The 23,415-nt window shown below is 39.8% G+C and carries 20 protein-coding genes and 2 pseudogenes; 18 read left to right on the top strand and 4 right to left on the bottom strand.

Annotated elements, in window-relative coordinates; all coding sequences use genetic code 11:
• The first annotated feature begins 17 nt into the window (after positions 1-17).
• From ACFX4H_RS17080 to ACFX4H_RS17045, 8 genes are all read left to right on the top strand, one after another.
• On the top strand, positions 18-329 hold the full coding sequence (locus ACFX4H_RS17080) for a hypothetical protein (protein ID WP_367407840.1): 312 nt from the start codon (positions 18-20) through the stop codon (positions 327-329).
• Positions 316-603, top strand: coding sequence for a hypothetical protein (locus ACFX4H_RS17075; protein ID WP_098187641.1), 288 nt, complete (start codon positions 316-318; stop codon positions 601-603). The genes ACFX4H_RS17080 and ACFX4H_RS17075 overlap by 14 nt, the downstream gene beginning before the upstream one ends.
• Complete coding sequence (locus ACFX4H_RS17070; protein WP_098864609.1) at positions 596-2,101, top strand: nitrate/nitrite transporter; 1,506 nt, start codon at positions 596-598, stop codon at positions 2,099-2,101. Before ACFX4H_RS17075 ends, ACFX4H_RS17070 begins: the two co-directional genes overlap by 8 nt.
• A gap of 196 nt (positions 2,102-2,297) precedes the next feature.
• Positions 2,298-2,948 carry a sensor histidine kinase gene (locus ACFX4H_RS17065; RefSeq protein ID WP_377435906.1) on the top strand — a complete coding sequence of 217 codons (651 nt, stop codon included), beginning with the start codon at positions 2,298-2,300 and terminating at the stop codon, positions 2,946-2,948.
• A gap of 89 nt (positions 2,949-3,037) precedes the next feature.
• Complete coding sequence (locus tag ACFX4H_RS17060) at positions 3,038-3,691, top strand: response regulator transcription factor (RefSeq protein WP_034312606.1); 654 nt, start codon at positions 3,038-3,040, stop codon at positions 3,689-3,691.
• The gene (locus ACFX4H_RS17055) at positions 3,681-4,142 is read left to right on the top strand and encodes a GAF domain-containing protein (protein ID WP_034312603.1); all 462 of its coding nucleotides are present in this window, start codon (positions 3,681-3,683) and stop codon (positions 4,140-4,142) included. Before ACFX4H_RS17060 ends, ACFX4H_RS17055 begins: the two co-directional genes overlap by 11 nt.
• A gap of 23 nt (positions 4,143-4,165) precedes the next feature.
• Positions 4,166-5,893 (top strand): sensor histidine kinase, encoded by a 1,728-nt coding sequence (locus ACFX4H_RS17050; protein WP_377435905.1) that lies wholly within the window; start codon positions 4,166-4,168, stop codon positions 5,891-5,893.
• A 255-nt stretch (positions 5,894-6,148) separates the two neighbouring features.
• Positions 6,149-6,904 (top strand): IclR family transcriptional regulator, encoded by a 756-nt coding sequence (locus tag ACFX4H_RS17045; RefSeq protein WP_377435904.1) that lies wholly within the window; start codon positions 6,149-6,151, stop codon positions 6,902-6,904.
• Positions 6,905-7,198: 294 nt separating this feature from the next.
• Here ACFX4H_RS17045 and ACFX4H_RS26855 read toward each other — a convergent pair.
• From ACFX4H_RS26855 to ACFX4H_RS17035, 3 genes and pseudogenes are all read right to left on the bottom strand, one after another.
• Positions 7,199-7,387 (bottom strand): annotated as a pseudogene (locus ACFX4H_RS26855) (transposase); the annotation flags it as partial.
• Between the two features lie 95 nt (positions 7,388-7,482).
• Positions 7,483-7,665, bottom strand: a pseudogene (locus tag ACFX4H_RS26850) (transposase); the annotation flags it as partial.
• Between the two features lie 403 nt (positions 7,666-8,068).
• Entirely contained in the window at positions 8,069-9,091 is a 1,023-nt protein-coding gene (locus ACFX4H_RS17035; protein WP_328137440.1) for an NAD(P)H-dependent amine dehydrogenase family protein, read from the bottom strand.
• Between the two features lie 704 nt (positions 9,092-9,795).
• On the opposite strand from ACFX4H_RS17035, the gene ACFX4H_RS17030 reads away from it, so the two are divergent.
• From ACFX4H_RS17030 to ACFX4H_RS17010, 5 genes are all read left to right on the top strand, one after another.
• Positions 9,796-11,076 carry an MFS transporter gene (locus ACFX4H_RS17030; protein WP_323602990.1) on the top strand — a complete coding sequence of 427 codons (1,281 nt, stop codon included), beginning with the start codon at positions 9,796-9,798 and terminating at the stop codon, positions 11,074-11,076.
• Positions 11,077-11,439: 363 nt separating this feature from the next.
• Positions 11,440-12,228 carry an SDR family NAD(P)-dependent oxidoreductase gene (locus ACFX4H_RS17025; protein WP_244889683.1) on the top strand — a complete coding sequence of 263 codons (789 nt, stop codon included), beginning with the start codon at positions 11,440-11,442 and terminating at the stop codon, positions 12,226-12,228.
• A gap of 166 nt (positions 12,229-12,394) precedes the next feature.
• Entirely contained in the window at positions 12,395-13,189 is a 795-nt protein-coding gene (locus ACFX4H_RS17020; protein ID WP_241635747.1) for an alpha/beta fold hydrolase, read from the top strand.
• Positions 13,190-13,255: 66 nt separating this feature from the next.
• Positions 13,256-13,504, top strand: coding sequence for a ferredoxin (locus ACFX4H_RS17015; RefSeq protein ID WP_034312590.1), 249 nt, complete (start codon positions 13,256-13,258; stop codon positions 13,502-13,504).
• 221 nt (positions 13,505-13,725) lie between these two features.
• Positions 13,726-14,718: an NAD(P)/FAD-dependent oxidoreductase gene (locus ACFX4H_RS17010; protein WP_034312587.1), complete on the top strand. Its 993-nt coding sequence runs from the start codon at positions 13,726-13,728 to the stop codon at positions 14,716-14,718.
• 413 nt (positions 14,719-15,131) lie between these two features.
• On the opposite strand, the gene ACFX4H_RS17005 is transcribed toward ACFX4H_RS17010, so the two are convergent.
• On the bottom strand, positions 15,132-16,043 hold the full coding sequence (locus tag ACFX4H_RS17005) for a LysR family transcriptional regulator (protein ID WP_063591334.1): 912 nt from the start codon (positions 16,041-16,043) through the stop codon (positions 15,132-15,134).
• A gap of 386 nt (positions 16,044-16,429) precedes the next feature.
• Here ACFX4H_RS17005 and ACFX4H_RS17000 point away from each other — a divergent pair, with 386 nt between their 5' ends.
• The 5 genes from ACFX4H_RS17000 (at position 16,430) to ACFX4H_RS16980 (ending at position 23,138) form a co-directional block, all read left to right on the top strand.
• Positions 16,430-17,404, top strand: a complete 975-nt coding sequence (locus ACFX4H_RS17000) for a TAXI family TRAP transporter solute-binding subunit (protein WP_377435903.1) — start codon at positions 16,430-16,432, stop codon at positions 17,402-17,404.
• A gap of 84 nt (positions 17,405-17,488) precedes the next feature.
• Entirely contained in the window at positions 17,489-17,995 is a 507-nt protein-coding gene (locus ACFX4H_RS16995) for a DUF1850 domain-containing protein (RefSeq protein WP_034312574.1), read from the top strand.
• Complete coding sequence (locus ACFX4H_RS16990) at positions 17,988-19,982, top strand: TRAP transporter permease (protein ID WP_249598604.1); 1,995 nt, start codon at positions 17,988-17,990, stop codon at positions 19,980-19,982. Before ACFX4H_RS16995 ends, ACFX4H_RS16990 begins: the two co-directional genes overlap by 8 nt.
• 217 nt (positions 19,983-20,199) lie before the next feature.
• Positions 20,200-22,275 carry a gamma-glutamyltransferase gene (gene ggt, locus ACFX4H_RS16985; protein ID WP_063591331.1) on the top strand — a complete coding sequence of 692 codons (2,076 nt, stop codon included), beginning with the start codon at positions 20,200-20,202 and terminating at the stop codon, positions 22,273-22,275.
• A gap of 458 nt (positions 22,276-22,733) precedes the next feature.
• Complete coding sequence (locus tag ACFX4H_RS16980; RefSeq protein WP_258833632.1) at positions 22,734-23,138, top strand: VOC family protein; 405 nt, start codon at positions 22,734-22,736, stop codon at positions 23,136-23,138.
• The last annotated feature ends 277 nt before the right edge of the window (positions 23,139-23,415 follow it).

Genomic DNA, 23,415 nt, shown 5'->3' with positions numbered 1-23,415 from the left:
GAAAAGGCGTGAATCAAATGAACAGTGAAACATACTTTGATTTTTGTTTTGTAAAAGAAGCAACTGGAAATTTTGCTGCTGAAATCGATAAGCTCCTTTCAGACCTTTTTAAAGATGTCCGTCTTAACTGGTATTTAGATGAAAAGTCAATAGATGGGGCCGATATTGTAGTTGCCGAAGTAAAGGGAATGAGCAATTGGGAGTCTGTAGTGGAAACAATTGAATTTATCGAGAATCATGCAGAAGATACATTCTGGGATTATTTGCAGGGTTTTCAAATGAATGTATACAGTGCAAAGAGAGGGTGCAATACATGTGGGACACATTAATTTGGACGGTTTACAATCATTAGTCTCGGAAAAAGCCAGAGTGGCAATCTTGGATGATGATGGGCAGGATAAAGCGCCTTTTGTTACTAAAACGATAGATAAGGTGGAGATTTGTCCTGACATGACCCATCTACGCATTTATTTTGATCACCTGAATTTTTTCGCTGTTCCCCTGACATGCAATATGGTTCGAAATAAAAATGAGTGGTCAGCTTTTGACGCAAACACGGGTTTACAATATGTAATTAGAAGAGAGAGTGATCAGAATGATTAAGAAAATACAGCTTCCATTACAGACTTTAAATTTAATAGTCGGATTTATGGTATGGGTATTAATTTCTTCCCTGATGCCCTTTATTAAAGAAGATATTGCTATACCGGAGAGTCAGCTTGCCCTGGTGACAGCCGTTCCTGTCATTTTGGGATCTGTACTTCGTATCCCCCTTGGCTTTTACGCCAATCAGTTCGGAGCCAGGAAAATTTTTCTGATTAGCTTTATGTTACTATTGTTCCCTGTTTATTATATCAGCATTGCCGATTCCCTTGTCGATTTGTTGATTGGAGGACTTTTCCTTGGTATTGGAGGAGCCGTATTCTCTGTTGGAGTAACCTCTTTACCTAAGTATTATCCAAAGGAACGTCATGGCTTTATAAATGGAATTTACGGTGCAGGAAACCTGGGCACGGCAGTATCGGCATTTGCAGCACCCGTTGTAGCTGAGAATTTTGGTTGGTCAACAACTGTACAGCTTTATCTTGTGATCTTGGCGGTCTTTATTGCAGGTAACTTTCTGTTAGGGGATAAAAAAGAGCTGAAAGTAAAAACACCGCTTTTAGAACAAGTGAAGAGTGTCTACAAAAATGAAAAACTATGGCTGCTAAGTTTATTTTACTTTATAACATTCGGTTCTTTTGTTGCATTTACTATCTATCTGCCAAATTTTCTTGTAGCTAACTTTGGATTGGATAAGGTTGATGCTGGTCTAAGGACAGCAGGCTTTATTGTTCTTGCTACCCTTATGAGACCAATTGGCGGATGGCTTGCAGATCGTTTTCATTCCCTCATTTTGCTCATGTTCGTTTTTGGAGTGTATACAGTTTCAGCGATGATCCTATCCTTTGCTCCATCAATTGGCTGGTACACTATTGGCTGTTTGAGTATTGCCCTATGTGCCGGAATGGGAAATGGTGTTATTTTTAAACTGGTGCCGATGTATTTCCAAAAGCAGGCTGGTATTGTGAATGGGATCGTTTCCGCTATGGGCGGTTTGGGAGGTTTTTTTCCGCCATTAATTTTATCCTTGTTATTCAATATCACAGGACATTATGCAATCGGGTTCATGGCGTTGTCGGAAGTTGCCCTTGCAAGTTTGATTTTAGTTGTTTGGATGTATTTCCAAGGCAAAATGGGGCTTGCCAAAGAAGTGATCGATCATACAATAGAAGGGATTCTAATTACCGATACCACCGGTAAGATCATTTCAGTAAACCCGTCGTTTTGCAGTATTACGGGTTATCAGGAAAATGAAGTAATTGGTAAGAACCCTAGTATACTTAAGTCGGGTAAACAGTCTCGAACTTTTTATGAGGATTTGTGGAAATCCATTGAGATAAATGGATTTTGGCAAGGTGAAATCTGGAATAGCCGAAAGGATGGACAGCAATATCTGCAATGGCTGACCATTAGTTCGATAAAGAATGATGCGGGGGATGTCGTTCAATATGCAGGTATGTTTAGTGACATTTCAAGTCATAGAGTGAAAAAAGCATAAAATGAACTGGCGCATTAAATGATTGATTTGAAGGCTGAATTGGAGTTTTCAAGAACTAGAAGTTCTAATGCTAGGTTTCAGGTGGGAAAAAAGATATACGTCAGCTTTCTCACCACTCTGCCGGAAGTGTAATTGGGGGAGCATGCCGCATTTTGAATGGCCAATAATCAGCGACAATTGAAAAAGGAGGGTGGGAATGAATACTCAGCCACTTAAAAACAACATCAGTTCTTATATCATACAAACACATGAAGAAGAGATTAAAAGAATTGCGATGGAGCTTCATGAAGGTGTGGGGCAGTCCCTTTCCAGTCTCTTTTCCGGAATGCAGCTCATTGAAACGGCAATCGAACAGCCTGCAATGAGAATTTATGCAGGTGATATGAAACAGCTATTGGAGAAGGCAATTCAAGAAATCAGGCTTTTGGCTGTAGAATTGCATCCTCCTACCCTTACGACTTTTGGGCTTATTTCAGCTATTAAAAGCTACATGAAAATATACACCTCAACCTATGGTATTGAGGTTGAGATGGAGAATCTGGGAAATGAATCGCAAATCTCTGATAGAGATAGCATTACACTTTTCAGGGTCTGCCAAGAAGCATTGGTGAATATAGCAAGGTATGCTGATACAACAAAAGCAAGTATACTATTCAAATGGGAAAAAAGCATGTTATTAATCATGATAAAAGATTCAGGGAAAGGATTTGAGGTTGAAGCCGCCATGAATAAGCTAAGCGGGCTTGCTGCCATGTGTGAAAGAATGCATTTGATTGGCGGGAATTGTACCATTTTTTCAAAAGTAGATCATGGGACTTCTATAGAGATTTCTCTGCCATTATATTAAAATGCTAAACAAGGGGTTTGCGAATTGTGCAATCCCCCTTGTTGTTTCATATAACGATACAAACACGAACAAAGCTAGGGGGAGCTGCTTTGATAAAAATTTTGCTTTGCGATGATCACGCCGTTGTAAGAATGGGCTTAAAGATGCTACTAAACAATCATCCAGATATGGAAGTCATTGGGGAAGCTTCAGAGGGGAATGAAGGAATACAACGAGCACTGGAGCTTCAGCCTAATGTGGTAGTCATGGATTTAAGCATGCCACATGGAAAAGATGGCTTATCGGCTACTTCAGAACTGAAGAAACTCATGCCCGAGGTAGCCATATTGATACTTACCATGCATGATGATGATGAATATTTGTTCAGAACCATTCAAGCCGGGGCTTCAGGCTGTATTTTAAAAAGTGCACCCCATGAAGAACTATTGGTAGCCATCCGATCTTTATCAAACGGAAATGCTTACCTCCATCCATCTGCAACAAAAAGGGTAATGGAAGAATATTTAGGCAGTGTGAAGCAGGGAACCGCTGATTCTATCAATCTGTTGTCTGACCGTGAAAAAGAGGTGCTTACGTTGATTGCGAAAGGGTTTTCCAATAAAGAAATTGCCGGACAGCTTGTCATAAGCGTGAAAACGGTTGAAAGCCATAAAGGAAACCTAATGGAAAAGCTCAAGATGAAAACAAGGCATGAACTTGTTGCATTCGCTTTAAAAAAGGGGTTATTAGGGTATGGAATTTAACTTGGACAGTAAATCGAAAGAGGAACAACCATTTAAAAAAGCGTGTGAATATGTATTAGATGAAATGAACGGTGATTTTGTAGGACTTGCCTTACAAAACAGAAAAGGTCCTGATATAAGCTGGCATTATGCCGCCGGCAACAGAAATGATAAGTACAAAAGGATAACTGTTCGATATGGAAAAGGAATTGCAGGCAGGGTCATATCAACGGGGACGCCGATGAAGATTGAGGGTTTCCCCAATAATATCCACGGCAAAGCTTTAGATTATCCCATCATGCTTGCGGAAAATCTCCGTTGCGCCTTCGCGGTTCCGATTCAATTTAAAGGTGTTCCCAAAGGGGTATTATTAGTAGGTAAACGGACAGTTCAGCCCATTTCTGAAAGTGACCAGCATAAGATCCTTGATGCAGCGAAAAAACTGGAAAAGGAATTGAACAGCTTAATTTAACATGGCAACAAGGAGGATTATGTATGGACTTGAATAAACATTTGGAAATGGAAAAAGGGGTTACGCCTGGATCCAGCGATGCGACAATCCTTGTCAATGAATTTGGAGTCATCTCTTTTGCGAATCAACAGGTATATGACCACTTTGGTTATGAACATCATGAATTGAACGGGGAAAAGCTTCTGAATCTTATACCAGGGGCAAACCTGCAACACAGCGGGGGAGGGGAGATTATCCACCAGTTGGGGATCCACCGGGATGGTCATGCTTTTTCGCTTTTTTTCAGGGTGAACTCCTTTCAGCTTGCGAAAGAGCTTTATTACTTAATTGTAGTCCATAAAGTGAAAGACCAATCACGGATTAACCAGCAGCAATCCTATCCGATCAATGAACTGGTTGATTTAATTTATGCACTTGATGAATCAACGATTGTTGCATTCACTGATGTAAAGGGCAAGATAATAAACTTTAATAAGAAATTTTGTGAGGTATCCAAATATTCAGCGACAGAGCTTATCGGGAAGGACCACCGAATTATTAATTCAGGTTATCATTCAAAGGAATTTATGCAAGAGCTTTGGCGGACAATTTCATCAGGAAGAGTTTGGCGGGGTGAAATCAAGAATAAAGCGAAGGATGGAACTCATTATTGGGTCGATACCACAATTGTCCCTTTCTTAAATGAAAAAGGGGACCCATATAAATACCTGGCAATTCGCAAGGAAATTACCGAATATAAACAAGTTTTAGAGGAATTGGGGAAATTCGTAAATAAAATGGCCGATTTCCAATTTGCTTTGGATGCTTCCTCGATTGTAGCAATAACCGATCAAAGAGGGACGATTAAATATGTCAATGATCAATTTTGCCGGATTTCAAAGTTTTCAAAAGAAGAGCTGATCGGACAGGATCATCGAATCATTAACTCGGGATTTCATTCGAAAGAGTTTTTCAACAATCTTTGGAAAACAATATCATCAGGTGAAGTATGGAAAGGCGAGATTAAAAATAAGACCAAGGATAATACTTATTATTGGGTAGATACGACAATCGTTCCATTTCTTGATGAGTTCCAGAAACCTTATCAATATTTAGCGATTCGTTATGAAGTGACCCAGCGTAAGCTTGCGGAAGAAGAAATTCAGAAAATGACCGGTAAAATCATTGATGTGCAGGAGGAAGAAAGAAAACGCATTTCCCGAGAGCTTCATGATGATATCGGACAAAACTTATACAGCCACCTCATAACGATTAACAGACTGCAGACAGAAATGGATCATCCCCTGTTAGATCAAATGCAAGATGAAGCGACCGAAATTATCGAATCACTCCGGCATCTATCCTGGGAATTAAGGCCTTCGGTACTTGATGATCTTGGGCTGTTCCCTGCCATTCGTTCTTTAGTAGGGCAATTTTTAGAGCATCATCATATCAAGGTCCATTTTGAATGCTATTTGAATTGCCGTCTGGATGCAAACAAGGAAATTACCATTTACCGTATTATTCAAGAGGCATTAACAAATATTAGGAAATATGCCTATACCGAAGAAGCAACCGTGACGATTCAGGAAATAGAGGAAGAAGTTCGTGTAGAAATAGAAGATAAAGGAAAGGGCTTTGATATAGAAAAAGTTAACCGTGGAGTAGGATTATTCAGTATGGAGGAAAGAGCCAGAGTTTGCGGCGGAAACCTTATCCTTCATTCTCGTGAAGGGAAAGGGACAAAAGTAATATTGAAAATGCCTTTGTAGTGGATGGATTTTCGAAATGATCAAGTAACTTAATCCGCTACTCGCTTCAGCATTTCACATTATTACTCGTTCCATGGGCTTCGGGATGATAAAATGATTCGATCAAATTTAAAAAAATGCCGGTAAATCAATTGAGAATACAGACAGAGCATTTCGAAAAACAATCAATACGGTTATTTTCATTACATCCTTTCTTCCATGTTTTATAATAGAATGATAGTTAAGGAAAACATGTATCATGAAAGGAGACATTGTATGCAGGCACATAACAAAACGGTCGTGAAATCCATGCAAATCCTAACCCTTTTCATAAATCATCCAAAACTGACCTTTAATGAAATGATGGAACTTTCCAATTTGCCGAAAACGTCGTTACACCGTATGGTGGGATCTTTGGAGGAAATGGGGTTTTTGGCAAAGGACGGCGATGGCCGCTATTCACTCGGATTGATATTCCTGCAGTTTGGTCAACTGGTAGGGGAGCGTTTGGATATCAGGTCAATCGCCTATCCAATCATGAAAGACCTAAGGGATGATGTTGAAGAAGCAGTGAATTTAATTGTAAGGGATAAGGATGAAGCGATGTATATTGAAAAGGTGGACACCCTGCAGCCTGTTCGACTTTATACATCCATTGGAAGGCGTTCGCCATTGTACGCTGGCGATTCTCGAATCATCCTAGCGTTTTTGCCAGAAGAAGAGCGTGAAAATTATTTGGAAAACATCCAATTAAAACCAATCGCCATGGGAACGATTACGGATAAAACTAAACTCCGTCATGCAATGGATGAAGCGAGATCAAATGGGTACACGATAACTTCATCAGAACTGGAGGATTATACAAAAGCGGTGAGTGCACCGATACTCAATGGTAAAGGTGAAATAGTAGCCGGTATTAGTGTCGCTGGGATAGAAGCAAGATTTCAGGAAGATCGCTTGCCTGAATTGATTGACAAAGTAACGAAAGCTGCCAAATCCATTTCCGTGAAACTTGGTTCTCGAACACATTAATGAAAATAGAAAAATCATTTCATTTTCGGAATATATTTTTCTGAAATAAGATAACTTATTTAAGATAGTCGATTCCTGCATTCTACATATAGGAAGTATAGCCACCGCTCATGGTGGTTTTTTGTCATGTTGGCATGCCCAGCTGAACCAAAACGAAAAGGTGAACCATTAGGGGTTCACCTTTCAGTTTGTAGACAAAAGGGGTTCGGAATTAAAAAATTCTGAACCCCTTTTGAAATCCCCTTTGAATTTTCGCCTAAAGTTAAGAGATTGGGGCTCTACGAGCCCACTATGTTAGGCCATTTTTGGACCTCGCCATGTCCAATTGGCCATCTTCTTTAAATTAATGGCAGCGAAAGTAAGCATCGCCTGCATCGACAATTTTTTAAGTCCCCTTAAAGTAGTCCAAAGCATACCATGCTTTTCTTTTGCATCTGCGAATACACGCTCAATCGTTTCTTTACGTTTTGCATATATAGGTTTTCCAACTTTCTCAATCACTTGTTCAACTAGTGGCTCTAAGATCTGACTGTCATGTATATTTCCAGGTGTTACAATCGTTCCCAATACAAAACCGTTACGGTCTGCGGCCGCGTGGAACGAATACCGAAGGTATATTGAATGAAAGTCAGTTTAACTAAAATAACTGGATCAATACTTGGGCGTCCTACCTCTGAGTACATATCTTTCACCAAGTCATAAATGAAAGTGAAGTCAATGGCAGCCTCCATTTTACGAACCAAATGGTTCGGTGGCACCAGTTAATCTAAAGTAATCATTTCAAGTTGATCTCGCTGAATAGAATCATGTTTAGAAAGCATCCTCATCACCTCAAGTTTTAATACTTCAATTTTAAAACAAAAATGACTCCAGGCAAAAGTGTTCTATCTAAAAGGTAAGACAAAGTTGATTGGAACGGAAGGTACGAGACTCCTGCGGGAAAAGCGCGTCTAGGGGAGACCCCGCAGGCGAAAGCCGAGGAGGCTCCCCGACCGCCCGCGGAAAGCGAGTGCCCTACGTTCCAATCAACGTCTAAATTGTAAAGGCCATAAAAATAGACAAACTCGATTTTCATCGAGTTTGTCTACAGTCTGAAAGGTGAACTATTAGGGGTTCACCTTTTCCTATATCGTAATACTTTATCGCAAGATTGTTAGTCAGCCATTAAATACGCACAAAGTGTGATTGATTTAAATTTCTTGGCACCCCGATGTCAGCCATTGTAAGTAAACCTGGTTTACGGAGTGCATCAATTTGCTTAGCGGTATTGATGATCATTGCTGCGGTTGCAGTATCTCCAAAAATGCCGTTTGGAACAATCAACCTTTGGGTTTCGTTCCCCTCAATAACGATTTCATCTTCCTGTTTAATACCTGCAGACATCGTTAAATCCAAGGAAATTTCCTTTCCGTCCACAGTCTTGCCTGTGGAAATTTGATGGAGCCCCATAACATCCCCTCGTTTCAAGGTAGTTAGCGGAACGGTCATATTTTCGCTTGCAATCGTTGGTTCAATGGTATTGATAACATTTGAAAGTTTCCAATTCAGCCCATAAGCGATTAACCTTACAGACTCCTCAAGACCTACATGCCCAATTTCATTCCGTTGGGCCAAAAATTCAAACTCTTCTCTGGTCATCCCGATTCCGACCTTTTTTTGTAAAGGGAGGCGCCTTTTCGAAACATCAACTTTACGGATGACCTTAATTTGGTTAACAGTGGTCAATACTGTTGTAAAAGAAATGGCCATAGTATCCATGATATACCCTGGATTGATTCCGGTCCCGATGACACTAAGTCCTTTTGCTTTAGCATAATCATCCATTTCCTTTGAAAGTAAAGGGTAGCGATGCCAAGGGAAGGAAAGCTGTTCACAGGTGGAAACCACTGAAAAACCGTGATCTAGCAGCTCTTTGATTTGGGGCCATACTTGTTGTGCATTGGAACCGGTTGCATGTAGGGCGATAGGGTGGTCAGCTTCAGTATTTACTTCCTGGATATGGGGAACTACACACTTGTTCGTTTCCTTTTCATCGATCAGGAAGCCAATATCCTTCCCTACCTTATCGGGGTCAATATCGACAACACCGATAATAGATTGAGGATTCGTTTGATAAGCACTGCGTAGAATTTCAATTCCAATGGGACCGAGCCCGAATACTGCGAATTCAGAATATTGGATAGTCATTCATCTATCATCCTTTCAAATAACTTATAACAAAATGCTAACATTGAATGATAAATAATAAAAATAGTTAATTTTTATATATTTATAAAGAATCGTTATAAAAGGAAGACGACAACCGAATGAGCGGAAGAAGAATCATTCTTCAATTTTGAGTTTACCTATCTAAGGAACGTTGGTTGGCGGTTCACGAATTGTATGCCTTATTCACCTCAAGCTGCAGCATAAGTTGGGGTGAAGGACAGAATATCTTCAAACTATTCCCGGTTAAAACTCTTCACTTGAACGGAACTAGACTTAAAAGCGCTTCAGTCACATAATGGACATTTTATTGCTGCAGATCATGATGTTTCAAATAATTATGGAGTTGCATTACCTAAGGTACGAGGATTTGCAGAAACGTTAGCCGGTTTTATGTGATAGATGGGTAAGGAATTGTTACGGGTTGTTTTCATCGAAACTATACCTTATTTAGTTTTGTATATAAAACTTATTTTTTCTGTTGAAAAATATTATTCGGAATATTATTGACTATTAAGAAAATTCAATATAACATTAAATATCGGTAACGATGTTTTTTATATGAAACAAAAGTTGCTGCTATCTATTGAAAGGGGGAGTTGGTGAAGTTTGATAGCATGATAGCCATTTTGTATCGAAATTCATGAAAGCGCATTCAAACGAGCCTATTATAAGGGGGAAATAACATGTTACAAGGTCAAAAAAGATGGTTGTACATTGCGATTCCTATTTTTTTCTTCTGGTTTTTCGGTCAGATTGATAAAGTAGGTATCTCTGTTATCCAAACCGATCCGGGATTTTTAAGTGATCTTGGTCTGACTGGCCCGGATAAAAATGCGAAAATTGGCTTGATCTCCTTTATATTCATGATTTCATACTCCTGTTCCAACATTTTTTGGGGTGTTATTATCGACAAGTTAGGGGCGCGGAAAACAGCGGTTTTAGGTTTACTGGTATGGACTGCGACAATGGTCATGGGAGGACTGTCCACTTCATACGAAATGTTTTTAATTAGTAGGGTCATCCTCGGAATCGGGGAAGGCATGATGATCCCGATATCGGGTAAATTCATATCGAATTGGTTTAATAAAAGAGAGCTTGGCAGGGCACAGTCATTCTGGATTACTGGAAACTACCTTGGCCCGGCAGTGGGTACCGTTATGCTCATCCTCATTATTTCAACATTTCATTGGCAGGCCGCGTTCTTTGCTCTCGCCGCCTTTAACTTGTTTATAAATATTCCAATGTTCCTGTATTTAGCTCGTAATACGCCAGAAGAACATCCACGCATGAGTAAAGAGGAAATCTCCTATATTCGCCAAAAGGACGAAGCGCATGATGTGCAGTTGAAGCAATTCTTTGCAAAGGATTATCGTTATTGGATTGTCTGGTTTGGCAATTTGATGTCGTCCTTTCTGTTCTTTGGAATCAGTATTTGGCTTCCTACCTATCTCGTGGAGGCCAAAGGCTTTGAAAGAGATGCAATGACTGGGATTACCTCATTATCATGGCTATTCGCGCTAGGATTTGTCCTGGCTGGCGGATTTCTGGCGGACAAAACGAAACGCCCGAGCTTGCTTGCGACGATTCTTTTCATACTAACAGCTGTATTTTTGACAATCGCGGTCCTAGCACCTAGTCCCATTATGGCCGGGGTTTCAATGGGGCTCGCTATGGGAACTCAGGGAGGAATGTTTCATCTAACCAATTTCTTCATCATCAAATTTTCAACACCTGAAACAGCGGGACGCGCGGCCGGTTTAATGGGATTCACGAATATTATGGGTGGATTTTCAAGCTATATCATGGGGTGGAGCCGCGATATGTCTGGCGGTGATTTTGGTCCCTCCATTGCCATGCTGATAGTAGCAGCCACTCTGGGGTTTGTCGCGTACTTGTTTATGATTAAACAAGAAGTTGCCGAAAATCACCTAAGTAATACAACAGGAAACAAAGTAACTTTATAGAGAGCAAAAAAAGTAATATCATACGTTTTTTAGAAAGGGTCTCTCAGTAAGAAGGGACGCTAGATTCTTACTGAGAACCACAATAAATCTTGAATACTCATTGACGTGTACACAGGAATAAGGATGACACAGCTTGATATAGTACAAGGCACATATTCCCGAACGATGGTTTCAGTTTTTTTTACAGCTTACATTGACAATGAAGCGATTACATTTTAGAATTGTTTATATAAAAAAACATAGTTTTATATATAAAACATTTATTGGGGTTATGTCCTCGCTACAAGACCGTATATTTGAACTGTAACCGATCTTTGGATAACCGTTCATTATGTTTGAAAGATATCAGAAGGGGTGGAGACAATGGGCATGGCCTTAAAAGATAAAGTCGTTTTGATTACAGGGGGAGCTTCTGGAATAGGAGAAGCTGTCACACGCCGTTTTATACAAGAAGGAGCAAAAGTGAGCATTATCGGCCGCTCTAAAGAGACATTAGCGAAAATGAAAGGAGAATTTGGTGAAAACATCCTTACTTATCAGGGAGATGTAAGCAAATACGAAGACAATGAGCAAGCGGTCCAAGCTACTGTTGAGCAATTCGGAAAGTTAGATGTCTTCGTTGCGAATGCAGGCGTGTTCGATGGATTTGCCAAATTTGCCGATGTGACTCCCGAGGCGCTTTCCGAAGCGTATGATTTTCTATTCAATATTAACGTAAAAGGCTCTTTTTTCGGAGCTAAAGCTGCTCTTGAAGAACTGAAAAAAACGAATGGCAATATTATTTTTACCGTGTCCGGTGCAAGTTTTTATCCAGATGGCGGCGGTGTTTGGTATACAGCGAGCAAACACGCCCAAATTGGATTGATGCGCCAGCTTGCGTTCGAACTATCGCCTTCCATCCGGGTAAATGCCGTAGCCCCAGGGGGTACATTGACAGCACTCACGGTGATTCCACCGCTGCGTCCATTTGTGAAAATCGTCGATAATGATACGAAAGCAAGCAGCATTAAAAAACGGAATATTCTTCAACTTGCCCAGATGCCGGAAGATCACGTTGCGGCATATGTACTGTTAGCTTCTGACGAATCACGAGCAATCACCGGTGAAGTCATTTCCAGCGACGGCGGATTGTCAGTGCGGGGCCTTGGCTAAGCTGGAGAGGATTTGAATACGTTAGCTGAATTGTAAGACGGGAAAGGAAGCACTTTCTTTATAGGGTTTTCAAGCAAAATATAAAAATAGTAAATCATTCTCTAATTTAAGAAAGTTATATCAAGTTTGGGGGCTTTAAGAGTTAGAGACTAAGGGGACTGATCGTATGCCATTCGTAAAAGTAGAAGATTTAAGCATTCATTATGAAATAGAAGGTAATGGAGAACCTCTAATATTATTACATGGTATGAGCAATAATTCACAGTCATGGAAGGAACAAATCCAGGAATTAAAGGAGCATTATACAGTAATCGCATGGGATGCTCCGGGTTATGGGAAAAGCTCAGATCCAGCAGAAGAATATAGACACTTTAAAGAGTTCGCACGTATTCTGAACGGCATGCTAGATCAGCTAAAGCTGGAAAAAATTCATCTTCTCGGCCATTCAATGGGAGCGGCAATTGCGATAGAGTACTGTAGCCTGTACCCTAATAAGGTTAATAAACTCATATTAGCAGATTCGACAAGGGGGGCTGCTGCTCTATCACCAGAAGAGAACGAGACGAAATTGAAAAATCGATTATTTTCAATTGAAAACCTTTCTACTAAGGAGATAGCGGAAAAGAGGATACAAGCACTGCTATCTCCCCATGCTTCAGAAAATGTCCATACACGAGTCAAAGAGATTATGACACAGATAAGACCCGCAGGATATCGTTCGGTAGCATATTCACTTTATCATCTAAATCAAATGAGTATGTTATCTCATATAGCTGTTCCTGTTCTTGTGATTTGTGGTGAGTTGGATACTGTAACTCCCATTAAGGAATCAGAAGCCATTCATGAAAAGCTAATAAACTCCCGGCTAGTGATTATTCCAGATGGCGGTCATTTGTGTTACCAGGAAAATCCAAGGAAGTTTAATTCGAGCATTTTGGAATTTTTGAAAGGAACTGAGTAGGAAAAGGCTTCTACAAATACTTTAGTAAAACCAGGCCTAGATTAGAGAGAGGAATGAATAGGAAAAATGGCTAATTACACAATCGTTGATAAAGAAACGTGTATTGCTTGCGGAGCTTGTGGTGCTTCAGCTCCGGATATTTATGATTATGATGAAGAAGGGATTGCGTTCGTTATATTGGATAATAATGTTGGGGCAGCGATTATACCTGATGAACTCGAGGAAGATATGATAGATGCTTCAGAAGGATGTCCAACAGATTCTATAAAAGTGGCTCAAACATCCTTTGATGGTAACCCTAATAAATTTGAATAATAATTTCAGGTGCGTTTGTGACCAGTAGCTTTATAGATTTTTAATGTGGTGACATATCCAGATTGTCTTTGAAAGGGTGGATATTCAATTGCTTTTATCCATCATTTCTGAAACAAAGGAAAAGGAAGAATTACTTGTGGAAACATACAAGTTTATCCCTTACAACCAGTAAATCATGTTCAGTATGAACAACCAACCTAGAAGAACAAGGAGTGATTGCATTGACAGAAGAAAAGAAGGTCTATGACATAACTATTATTGGCGGCGGCCCAGTTGGCTTGTTTACTGCATTCTATGGCGGAATGAGGCAAGCGAAGGTGAAAATCCTCGAAAGTCTTCCTCAACTGGGTGGACAGCTTTCGGCTCTTTATCCCGAAAAATTCATTTATGATATAGCTGGTTTTCCAAAAGTAAGGGCGCAGGAATTGATAGAAAATTTAATAGAACAAATGAAAGTATTCGAACCAACAATTTGTCTTGAAGAAGCAGTTGAACAAATGGAAAAGCAAGCAGACGGAACATTTAAGATCACTACAAACCTCGATACTCATTTCTCTAAATCAGTGATCATTACTGCTGGAAATGGAGCCTTTCAGCCTCGTAAACTAGAATTGGAAGATTCAACGCAGTTCGAGGATAAGAATTTGCATTATTTCGTGAATGATATGAATCGATTTAAAGGAAGAAAAGTGGCGATTCTGGGCGGTGGGGATTCTGCTGTTGATTGGGCCCTTATGTTAGAGCCGATTGCTGAAAAGGTAACATTGATACACAGAAGAGATAAATTCCGTGCCCATGAGCATAGTGTAGAAAAGTTAGTGAATTCCTCTGTTGAGGTCAAAACACCTTATATTCCCTCCGAATTGGTAGGAACAGATCACATTACGCAAATAGTTTTAGAACACACTAAGACTCAACAAAAAGAAGTGGTTGACGTAGATGATTTAATTATTAATTACGGCTTTGTCTCTTCTCTGGGAGCGATTAAAGAATGGGGTCTAAACATCAATAAAAATGCAATTATCGTTAATTCCAAGCAAGAAACAAATATTTCAGGCATATACGCAGCCGGGGATATTTGTACGTATGATGGAAAGGTTAAATTAATTGCTTCCGGATTCGGTGAAGGTCCTACGGCAGTTAATAATGCCAAAGCCTATATTGATCCTTTGGCGAAAGTTCAGCCGCTGCATAGTACTTCATTATTTGGATGACCTCTTTCTAACAACAAGACTTTTCTGAAGACTAAATTACATAGGCTGGGTCCCTGAGATAAAAGTGATGGATACTGTTAAAATTAAAAGTCGAATTCCTCCACGGTTAGGAATTCGACTTTTTAGATTGGTTTAAGTAACGCCCCTATAGCGATTTTTCATTATATTAAGCTTTATAAAAGTTACAGGAAATACGGATCAAATAAGCACAAGGGTTCTTAGATAAGGTTTTCATAAGTTATATAAGGGGGAACGCCCCATCGCCATTAAGAAGTTTAAAAGGTGAAATGATCCTATATTATTAGCCCCGTTTCTCGGTGTCATATAAGAGAAATGGGGCTTTTTAACGCCGATAAGTTTCATGCATTTTACTATAATTACCTCGCTTCGCAGCAATTACCCAACCAAGAATCTTACATATTGTTAAAATCATCATCATTTTCTAACGTTTTCAAAATATGCTTAGTCAGAATGGAGGCATCCGTGTTTTTCCATACTGCCGATATCGAACTGGTTAATTCCAAGTTATCGATGTTCAAGGCTTTTACTTGGCTTTTTCCCAACAAACTCACCATATCTTCCGGCATGAGGGCTACGCCTAAGTTATTGGATATTAGATTGGCAATCGTCAGTAATTCAGAGCCTTTACATAATTCTTTAGGTGAAAATCCAGCCGTCAGACAAGCCTTTTCCAAAAGGAATTGAAGGGAATGCGCTTGAACGGCATCATAATGGATAAAAGGTTCGTCTTTTGCTTCGTATAAATGTATGGCCTCTTTTTGGGCTAGTGGATGATCCATGGAGACGACTAATTGTAAAGGGAACTTCATGAATTCAATCATGCTTAATCCTTCATTGGCGATGATGTCACTGTGAATGGGCGTTCGGATGAAACCGATGTGATAATTTTGTTGGTTTACGAGTTTTACTGCTCTTGAAGATGTTGTTTCATGCACGTAAAACTCTGTTTCCGGATATTGCCCCACAATCTTTTTCAATAACTTTGGGATATATATACTAGCTGCAGAGGGTACGGTAGCAATCTTCAGTTTAGGCTTGGGGATGGTTTTGTTTTCAACTATGTAATTCACTGTTTTCTCGATATCTTCAAAGGAAGGCGCAAGCTTTTTATAGATGTATTCTCCTTCTTCCGTCAATGTAATTTTTCTTGTCGTTCGATTCAATAATTTAAAGCCTAATTGTTTTTCGAGGGATAAAATCTGTTGGCTAAGTCCGGGCTGGGATATATGCAGGGTTTTGGAAGCCTCACTGAAACTAAGATGGTTAGAAACCTCTATGAAATAGCGGAGGGATAGGTAATTCAAACAATCACCCACTTCAATTGGATTTGAAAATACAAGGTTAAGAAAATTCCCTCTCAAATAAAAGCTGTAATTTTATAACATCTACTTATAAGTTTATAACAATAATATATTTCTAAAATGGAAGAGTCAATATTATCCTTAAAGAAAGGAAGAATAGGTAATAAACGGTAAAATATTACTATTTAATAGCGGATTTCCCTTGTTTTTTATAGGTTTTTGTACATATTTAAGCTTGGTGATTTAATTTCTATAAAACTTATTAATGTATTACTAGTTCTTATGGGTGATGTGTCTAATTTTGTAAAAAAAGGGAAAGTGAGTCGGTCGGTAGAATAATAACATTATCATCTTTTGCAGATGATGAATAAACATGAGGGGGGATTTTTATGAAAAAATTTCATAAGTGCTTTTTATTGGTCATGATTTTGACGGTCACCGGTATTATCACGGCTTGTAAAGACAGTAATGAAGGTGCCTCAGGCGGCGGTAACCAAAACTTGAGCCTGTTGACTGGTGGAACGGGAGGTACATACTATCCGCTTGGAGGACAAATTGGAAAAATCATTTCCGATAAAACAAAAGCGAATATAACACCTCAGACATCTGGCGCATCAGCCGAAAACATGGAAACGTTAAGGGTCGGAGAGGCTGAAATCGCCTTTTCGCAAACGGATATCGCCGCATACGCACTGGAAGGAAAAGAAATGTTTGACGGGAAACCCATAGACAATATACAAGCGATCAGTTCTCTATATCCTGAAACGGTTCAAGTTGTAACGACAGCAAAAAGCGGAATTAAATCAATCGAGGATTTAAAGGGTAAAAAGGTATCGGTAGGTGCTCCGGGTTCTGGTGCTTACATCAATGCCATGCAAATCCTGGAGATTCATGGTTTGTCTGAAAAAGATATTAAAGGTCAAAATCTATCGTTTGATGAGTCGACCGAAGGAATCCAAGCAGGCAATATTGACGCAGCTTTCATTACGGCAGGCACGCCAACTGGTGCAGTCGAGGCGCTGTCCGTCCAAAATGATATCATGGTCCTGCCTATTGCAGAGGACAAAATTCAAGCATTGGTTAAAAAGTACCCATACTATGCTGAAGATACAATTCCTAGTGGTACGTACAAAATCAAATCCGAGGTGAAAACAGTTGCTGTTAAAGCGATGTTAGTGGTCACTAAGGATCTTGATGAAGATTTAGTTTATGAAATGACTAAAGCTGTATATGAAAACACAGATCAAATCACACATGCAAAAGGCAAGTTCCTTACAGCAGAAACTGCACTTGAAGGATTAGGGGATATGGAAGTGCATCCTGGAGCGGCAAAATACTTTAAAGAAAAAGGTGTTTCCAAGTAATGCAATTGGGTCGGTAGCTCGCTTTATGTGGCCTATCGGCTTCATTTTTTTCTAAATGGGACACTGCTTGTGAAAGGGGTACCTATGATATTCAAGAAATTCATGGCTTTTGGTATACCTTTGCTCATCGCTTTTTTACTCTTTTTTCCTTATAAGCATGTAATAGCCTTTTCCTTCGAGGACCAAGGGGAATTAGTCGCATACTTTCCTTTGAAAAAAGAAAAAGAATTCAAGATTAAATATACACACTCCATCCACCTCACAGATGTTTTGGAATCATATAGGTTATCGGATAAGCAAATCGAACAAACCGAACTTGCCTATGATGATTTTGCAGTCGGTATGCCTTCCAATGCAGAGGGTGAGGAAGTGTTTGAAGTAAAAGACGGTACCTACTTCATAAAAAATATGCAACGCACTTTCACATTTATAGACTTACGGGTGGGACAAGTTAAAGCCAATCATCGATTAATATATGATGAAAAAACATACACATTGGCAGACTTCATGAAACCAGGGACATGGGTCAGGATTTCATCGGAAAGAATTTCATTGTGGGAACAGTTGAAGGGAGTGAAGATTAGTGGCTGATAATGAAAAAATCAAATATTTAACCGAAGCAGAGCAGCAGGAGTTATTGGAAAAATATGATCCAGAAGCCGGGACAAGGAAATTAACTGGTGTCTTGGGCCACATTGCGTTTTTTGGACTCCTAGCTTTTTCGCTATTCCAATTATATACTGCCATATTTGGTGTTTTTACAGCACAAATCCAACGGACGATACATTTAGGGTTTGCACTCTCCTTAATATTTTTACTATTTCCAGCAAACCGGAAGAAGCGTGAAAAAGGAAAGTTTCAAATTGCCTGGTACGATATCATATTAGCAATCCTTAGTATTGGGGTAGGTGCATATTGGCCCTTATTTTTCGAAGGTATCGTCATGAATGTAGGGCGTTTAGGCGTATTGGATTTTGCAGTCGGTTTTATGGCCATTCTGCTGGTTTTGGAAGCAACCAGGCGTGCAGTTGGTCTTCCTATCATGGTCATTGCTATATTATTCATTTTCTATGGGATTTTTGGACAGTATATGCCAGGATTCCTTGCTCATCGCGGTTTGACTCTGGAGCGTCTGGTGCAAACGATGTTCTTCTCGACAGAGGGCATTTTGGGTACTCCGTTAGCGGTGTCATCGACATTCATCTTCCTATTTTTACTGTTTGGATCATTTCTGGTGCGAACAGGCGTCGGTCAATACTTTAATGATCTCTCTACCGCCATTGCCGGCAGAAGGATAGGGGGACCTGCAAAGGTTGCGATTTTTTCAAGTGCTCTTCAAGGAACGATTAGCGGAAGCTCTGTGGCTAATGTTGTCACATCAGGAGCATTTACGATACCTATGATGAAAAATCTTGGATATAAGAAGGAATTTGCCGGGGCAGTGGAGGCGGCTGCTTCAACAGGCGGGCAATTGATGCCTCCGGTAATGGGGGCAGCGGCATTCTTAATGGTTGAGTTCATTGGGAATGGAATTACGTATTGGGATATAGCAAAGGCGGCTGCGATTCCAGCTATCCTTTATTTTTCAGGAATTTGGATCATGACCCACTTTGAAGCGAAACGACTTGGACTGCGAGGGTTAACGCAAGAAGAGATGCCAAGTAAAAAGGAAGTGTTCGGCAAGCTTTATTTACTAATACCGATCCTTGCCATTATTTTATTGCTCATGATGAATATCACGGTTACACATGCAGCGCTATATTCCATTGCCATCTCGGTTCTTGTAGGTTTCATAAACAAGGATGTCCGCATGAAATTCATCGATATCATCTATGCATTGGTGGATGGAGCCCGAACAGCTCTTGCAGTGGCCGCTGCAACAGCAGCAGCGGGCATTATTGTCGGTATCGTCACGAAAACTGGGCTAGGACTTAAGCTGGCTAATGGCTTGATTGATTTATCTGGTGGATATTTGATTCCAACACTGATGCTAACTATGGTAGCGGCACTTATATTAGGTATGGGTTCACCTACGACTGCCAATTATGTAATAACCTCGACGATTGCAGCGCCTGCGATAATTTTGCTTGGTGTTCCCGATTTATCTGCACATTTATTCGTTTTCTATTTTGGCATTATAGCAGATATAACTCCTCCAGTGGCTTTAGCGGCATTTGCAGCGGCAGGGGTAGCGGGAGGCGAGCCTATAAAAACGGGGATTGAGTCATCGAAACTTGCCATCGCTGCATTCATCATTCCATATATTTTTGTTCTCTCCCCGCAAATGCTAATGATCGATACAACATGGATGGAGGTTGCGTGGGTAGTACTTACTGCAATGGCAGGTATGATTGCAATTGGGGCGGGTGTCATAGGTTACTGGATGAGGGGAATGAACTGGTTAGAAAGAGTCCTCGCCGTAATCGTAGGTTTACTATTGATCTACCCTGAAACGGTATCGGACATCATTGGGATATCCGCTTTTATCGTGTTGCTGGCTTTACAATATCTTTGGAAAAATGACAATCACGACAGCTCCAAGATCTTGGAAAATAACCAAAGTATTGAGAAAAGTTGACCCTGCGAATATCAATCCGGAAGTAAAGGGTAGAGCTTAACCATTCGGGGGGGTGATTTTTTGAAGTGAAGCATCATTGAGAATGCAACGAAAATGGGAATGTGCTTACTGTTTTTTATCGAGACAACCAGCATATTCCTACAAGAGAATTCTGCTCGTATATCCACTTGCCTTATGATAAAACCCAATTTGTTTTATTTTGAAAGGAGACTAATTCATGAAATTTTTAAAAAGTTTTATTTTAGTTACTTTCAGTTTCTTTTGTATGATCACACCGGCTTTTGCAAGTGTTCCTGGAGTGGATGGGTCAATGGGAAAGGGTTTTACAAATGGAATCGTATCAGTTTCTCATCCGTTAGCAGCTGAAGCGGGTATAGAGATACTAAAACAAGGCGGAAATGCAGTCGATGCAGCGGCAGCCATTCAATTATCGTTAAATGTGGTTGAACCAATGATGTCTGGAATCGGCGGCGGTGGTTTTATCATGATTTATAATAAAAAGGAAAATAAAATAACGATGATCGAAAATCGCGAAATGGCACCTCAAAATGTTACGCCTAAACTTTTTTTAGATGAAAAGGGAAAACCTATTCCTTTTAGTAAGCGGCATACATCCGGGAAAGCGGTTGCAGTTCCTGGGACTCTTATGGGGGTGGAGACTTCTCTTGAGAAATATGGAACATTGAAATTATCACAAGTCATAGGCCCGGCCATTAAACAAGCTGAAGAAGGGGTAAAAGTCAATTGGGCAACAGCACAATATATCGATGAAAATGTAACAAAGCTTAAAAATAACCAATCGGCTGCAAAAGTTTTTGTACCAGACGGAAAGCCGTTGGAAGAAGGAGACACCCTCGTTCAGCCAGATCTGGCAAAGACTCTTAAGTTAATAAAAAAACAAGGTTCTGACGTTTTTTATAAAGGTGAAATCGGGGAAGCACTTACCAAGGAAGTTCAAAAGCGTGAAGGAACGATGACAACTGAGGATTTGGAAAACTATGAAGTGAAGGAAAGAGAGCCGATTAAATCGGAATATAGGGGTTTTGAAGTGGTAGGGGCAGCTTCACCAAGCTCAGGCAGTTTGACTGTTCTGCAAATCCTGGAGCTTATGGAAGGATACGATGTGCAAAAGATGGGGGCCAACTCACCTGAGTATCTTCATTATCTCACGGAAGCCATGCATCTTGCTTTTGCCGATCGCGCTGCCTATATGGCGGATGAAGATTTTTATGATGTACCAACAGAAGGACTATTAGATGAAGATTATATTAAAGAAAGAAGAAAACTCATCAATCCAAATAGATCAACAGCTGATGTCAAAGCAGGTGATCCATGGAAGTATGAGGGCAAAGAACCCACTGCAATGAAGATGGTAAAAGAAGAGAAAACCCCAATCGGACAAACGACTCACTTTTCTGTAATGGATAAGTGGGGAAATATGGTTGCTTATACGACTACAATCGAGCAAGTATTCGGATCTGGTATCATGGTACCGGATTATGGGTTCATGCTAAATAATGAAATGACGGATTTTGATGCCACACCGGGTGGAGTTAACCAGGTGGAACCAGGAAAAAGACCAAGAAGCAGTATGTCCCCGACCTTCGTATTAAAAGATGGAAATCCCTTCATGGCCATTGGTTCACCAGGAGGAGCGACGATAATCGCATCGGTATCTGAAACGATCATGAACGTGCTTGATCATAAAATGCTCATTCAAGATGCCATATATGCGCCACGTATTTATTCTGCTGGTTATCCGACAGTAAGATGGGAACCGGGAATTGAACAAAATACAAGGCTTGAGTTAATGGCTAAAGGCCATGTTTATGAAGAAAAACCGCAACATATCGGAAATGTGCAAGCAGTTATTTATGATTATGAAAAGGGAAAAATGTATGGAGGAGCCGATAATACGAGAGAAGGAACTGTTCAAGGTGTGTATGATGTTTCCCATAAATCGAAAAAGCCGAAAGAAATAAAAGAAGAAAAAAAGGGACCGTTTACCTTAAAAGTGAATGGAGCCGTTTATCCTTATACAGCTGATCAAATGAAACTGATTGATGAAAAACCCTATATCCAATCAGATAAATTGCTACTAGGTTTGGGTGTAATCCAAACAGGGGATTTAGAAACATTTAAACCAGATAAAAAATCGTATCTACCTGTGTTAGGAGTAGCGAAATCATTAGGGTATAAAACAAAATGGAACGAAAAAGACAAAGAGGCACTATTGGAAAAAGATCCGGCGGATATTGAAGATCCGGACGAAGATGGCAGTGTCACGAATTGATTGCCTTTCTAAGTCTGCTCGGGAACTTGAATACTAAATGAACCTAAATTTGACAACCCCGGAATTCTCTATGTAAAGAGAGGTCTGGGGTTGTTTTTTAGTCATATGAAATAGTAGAGAGGTAGTCAGCCAGTTGAACGAAGGTTCCTGAAAAGCCCTCCTGAACCATTTCCTGCGACTCCTCGTAAGTTTTCATTTCCCCCTCGGTTGGGGATACAGGTGCCCCAATCACCGTAAGTATTGTTTTACCTCCATGCTCGGCGTTTACCATGCTGTACGTCGAGAATATAACAATGCTATCTTTGTTCATAATGATATAGGTTTAAGTTTTATTATAAAAGAACGATCAGAAGTTTTTATTTGAAAACAGAACTAATGTTCGTGTATGCTTGTAACGATAATAATCTTGGTACCGGTTATTATTAAGGAATCCAATCTTGATTCAAAGGAGAATGAAAATGATTAAACCATATTTAATGTTTAACAGAGAATGTGAAGAGGCTTTCAAACTGTATATCGAGGCATTTGGCGGGGAACTTATTGCTATGCAAAAATATAGTGAAATCCCATCAAGCCCAGACTTTCCTGTTGAAGAGAGTGATAAAGACCTTGTTCTTTACTCACAATTAAGATTAACAGAAGATGGAATTATAATGGGTTCTGATTCAAACCGTGAATTGAATGATAGTGACAAAGTGGTTGTAAGTGTGGAGCTTAACTCGGAGGAACAAGCTAGAAAGGCATGGAACATATTAAAAGAAGAGGGATCTATACATATGGATCTTCATGAAACATTCTTTGCAAAACTTCACGGTTCATTGAAGGATAAATTTGGTGTTTCATGGATGTTTACTGTCAATTAAAACCATTCTTGAATCTAAATCCAGAAGACATCCTTCTTTGTAAAGTCGTTTAAGTACAATTATTTGGGAAGGTTAAAATTTTAAAAATAATCATTAATGCTCGGACGCTTTAATGGAGTATCTAAAAAAGCCCGATTTCTTAATACTAAGAAATCGGGCTTTTTACTATTGGAGTTTATTAAGGTTGTAAATCCGTATTTCCTCTGACGCTGCACTAAATGATTGAATATCATTTGAGTGAGTTGCCTTGTAAAATGGGGTTTTCTGACTTTGCATT

The sequence above is a fragment of the Peribacillus sp. YIM B13477 genome (assembly GCF_042787955.1).
In the GTDB taxonomy this organism is placed as follows: Bacteria; Bacillota; Bacilli; order Bacillales; family DSM-1321; genus Peribacillus; species Peribacillus frigoritolerans.
This window is presented reverse-complemented; position numbering and strand designations above follow the sequence as displayed.

Coding starts and splice junctions, on each gene's coding strand:
- ACFX4H_RS17080 (WP_367407840.1), top strand. CDS start 18: ATGAACAGTGAAACATACTTTGATTTTTGTTTTGTAAAAGAAGCAACT.
- ACFX4H_RS17070 (WP_098864609.1), top strand. CDS start 596: ATGATTAAGAAAATACAGCTTCCATTACAGACTTTAAATTTAATAGTC.
- ACFX4H_RS17065 (WP_377435906.1), top strand. CDS start 2,298: ATGAATACTCAGCCACTTAAAAACAACATCAGTTCTTATATCATACAA.
- ACFX4H_RS17055 (WP_034312603.1), top strand. CDS start 3,681: ATGGAATTTAACTTGGACAGTAAATCGAAAGAGGAACAACCATTTAAA.
- ACFX4H_RS17050 (WP_377435905.1), top strand. CDS start 4,166: ATGGACTTGAATAAACATTTGGAAATGGAAAAAGGGGTTACGCCTGGA.
- ACFX4H_RS17045 (WP_377435904.1), top strand. CDS start 6,149: ATGCAGGCACATAACAAAACGGTCGTGAAATCCATGCAAATCCTAACC.
- ACFX4H_RS17035 (WP_328137440.1), bottom strand. CDS start 9,091: ATGACTATCCAATATTCTGAATTCGCAGTATTCGGGCTCGGTCCCATT.
- ACFX4H_RS17030 (WP_323602990.1), top strand. CDS start 9,796: ATGTTACAAGGTCAAAAAAGATGGTTGTACATTGCGATTCCTATTTTT.
- ACFX4H_RS17025 (WP_244889683.1), top strand. CDS start 11,440: ATGGGCATGGCCTTAAAAGATAAAGTCGTTTTGATTACAGGGGGAGCT.
- ACFX4H_RS17020 (WP_241635747.1), top strand. CDS start 12,395: ATGCCATTCGTAAAAGTAGAAGATTTAAGCATTCATTATGAAATAGAA.
- ACFX4H_RS17015 (WP_034312590.1), top strand. CDS start 13,256: ATGGCTAATTACACAATCGTTGATAAAGAAACGTGTATTGCTTGCGGA.
- ACFX4H_RS17000 (WP_377435903.1), top strand. CDS start 16,430: ATGAAAAAATTTCATAAGTGCTTTTTATTGGTCATGATTTTGACGGTC.
- ACFX4H_RS16995 (WP_034312574.1), top strand. CDS start 17,489: ATGATATTCAAGAAATTCATGGCTTTTGGTATACCTTTGCTCATCGCT.
- ggt (WP_063591331.1), top strand. CDS start 20,200: ATGAAATTTTTAAAAAGTTTTATTTTAGTTACTTTCAGTTTCTTTTGT.
- ACFX4H_RS16980 (WP_258833632.1), top strand. CDS start 22,734: ATGATTAAACCATATTTAATGTTTAACAGAGAATGTGAAGAGGCTTTC.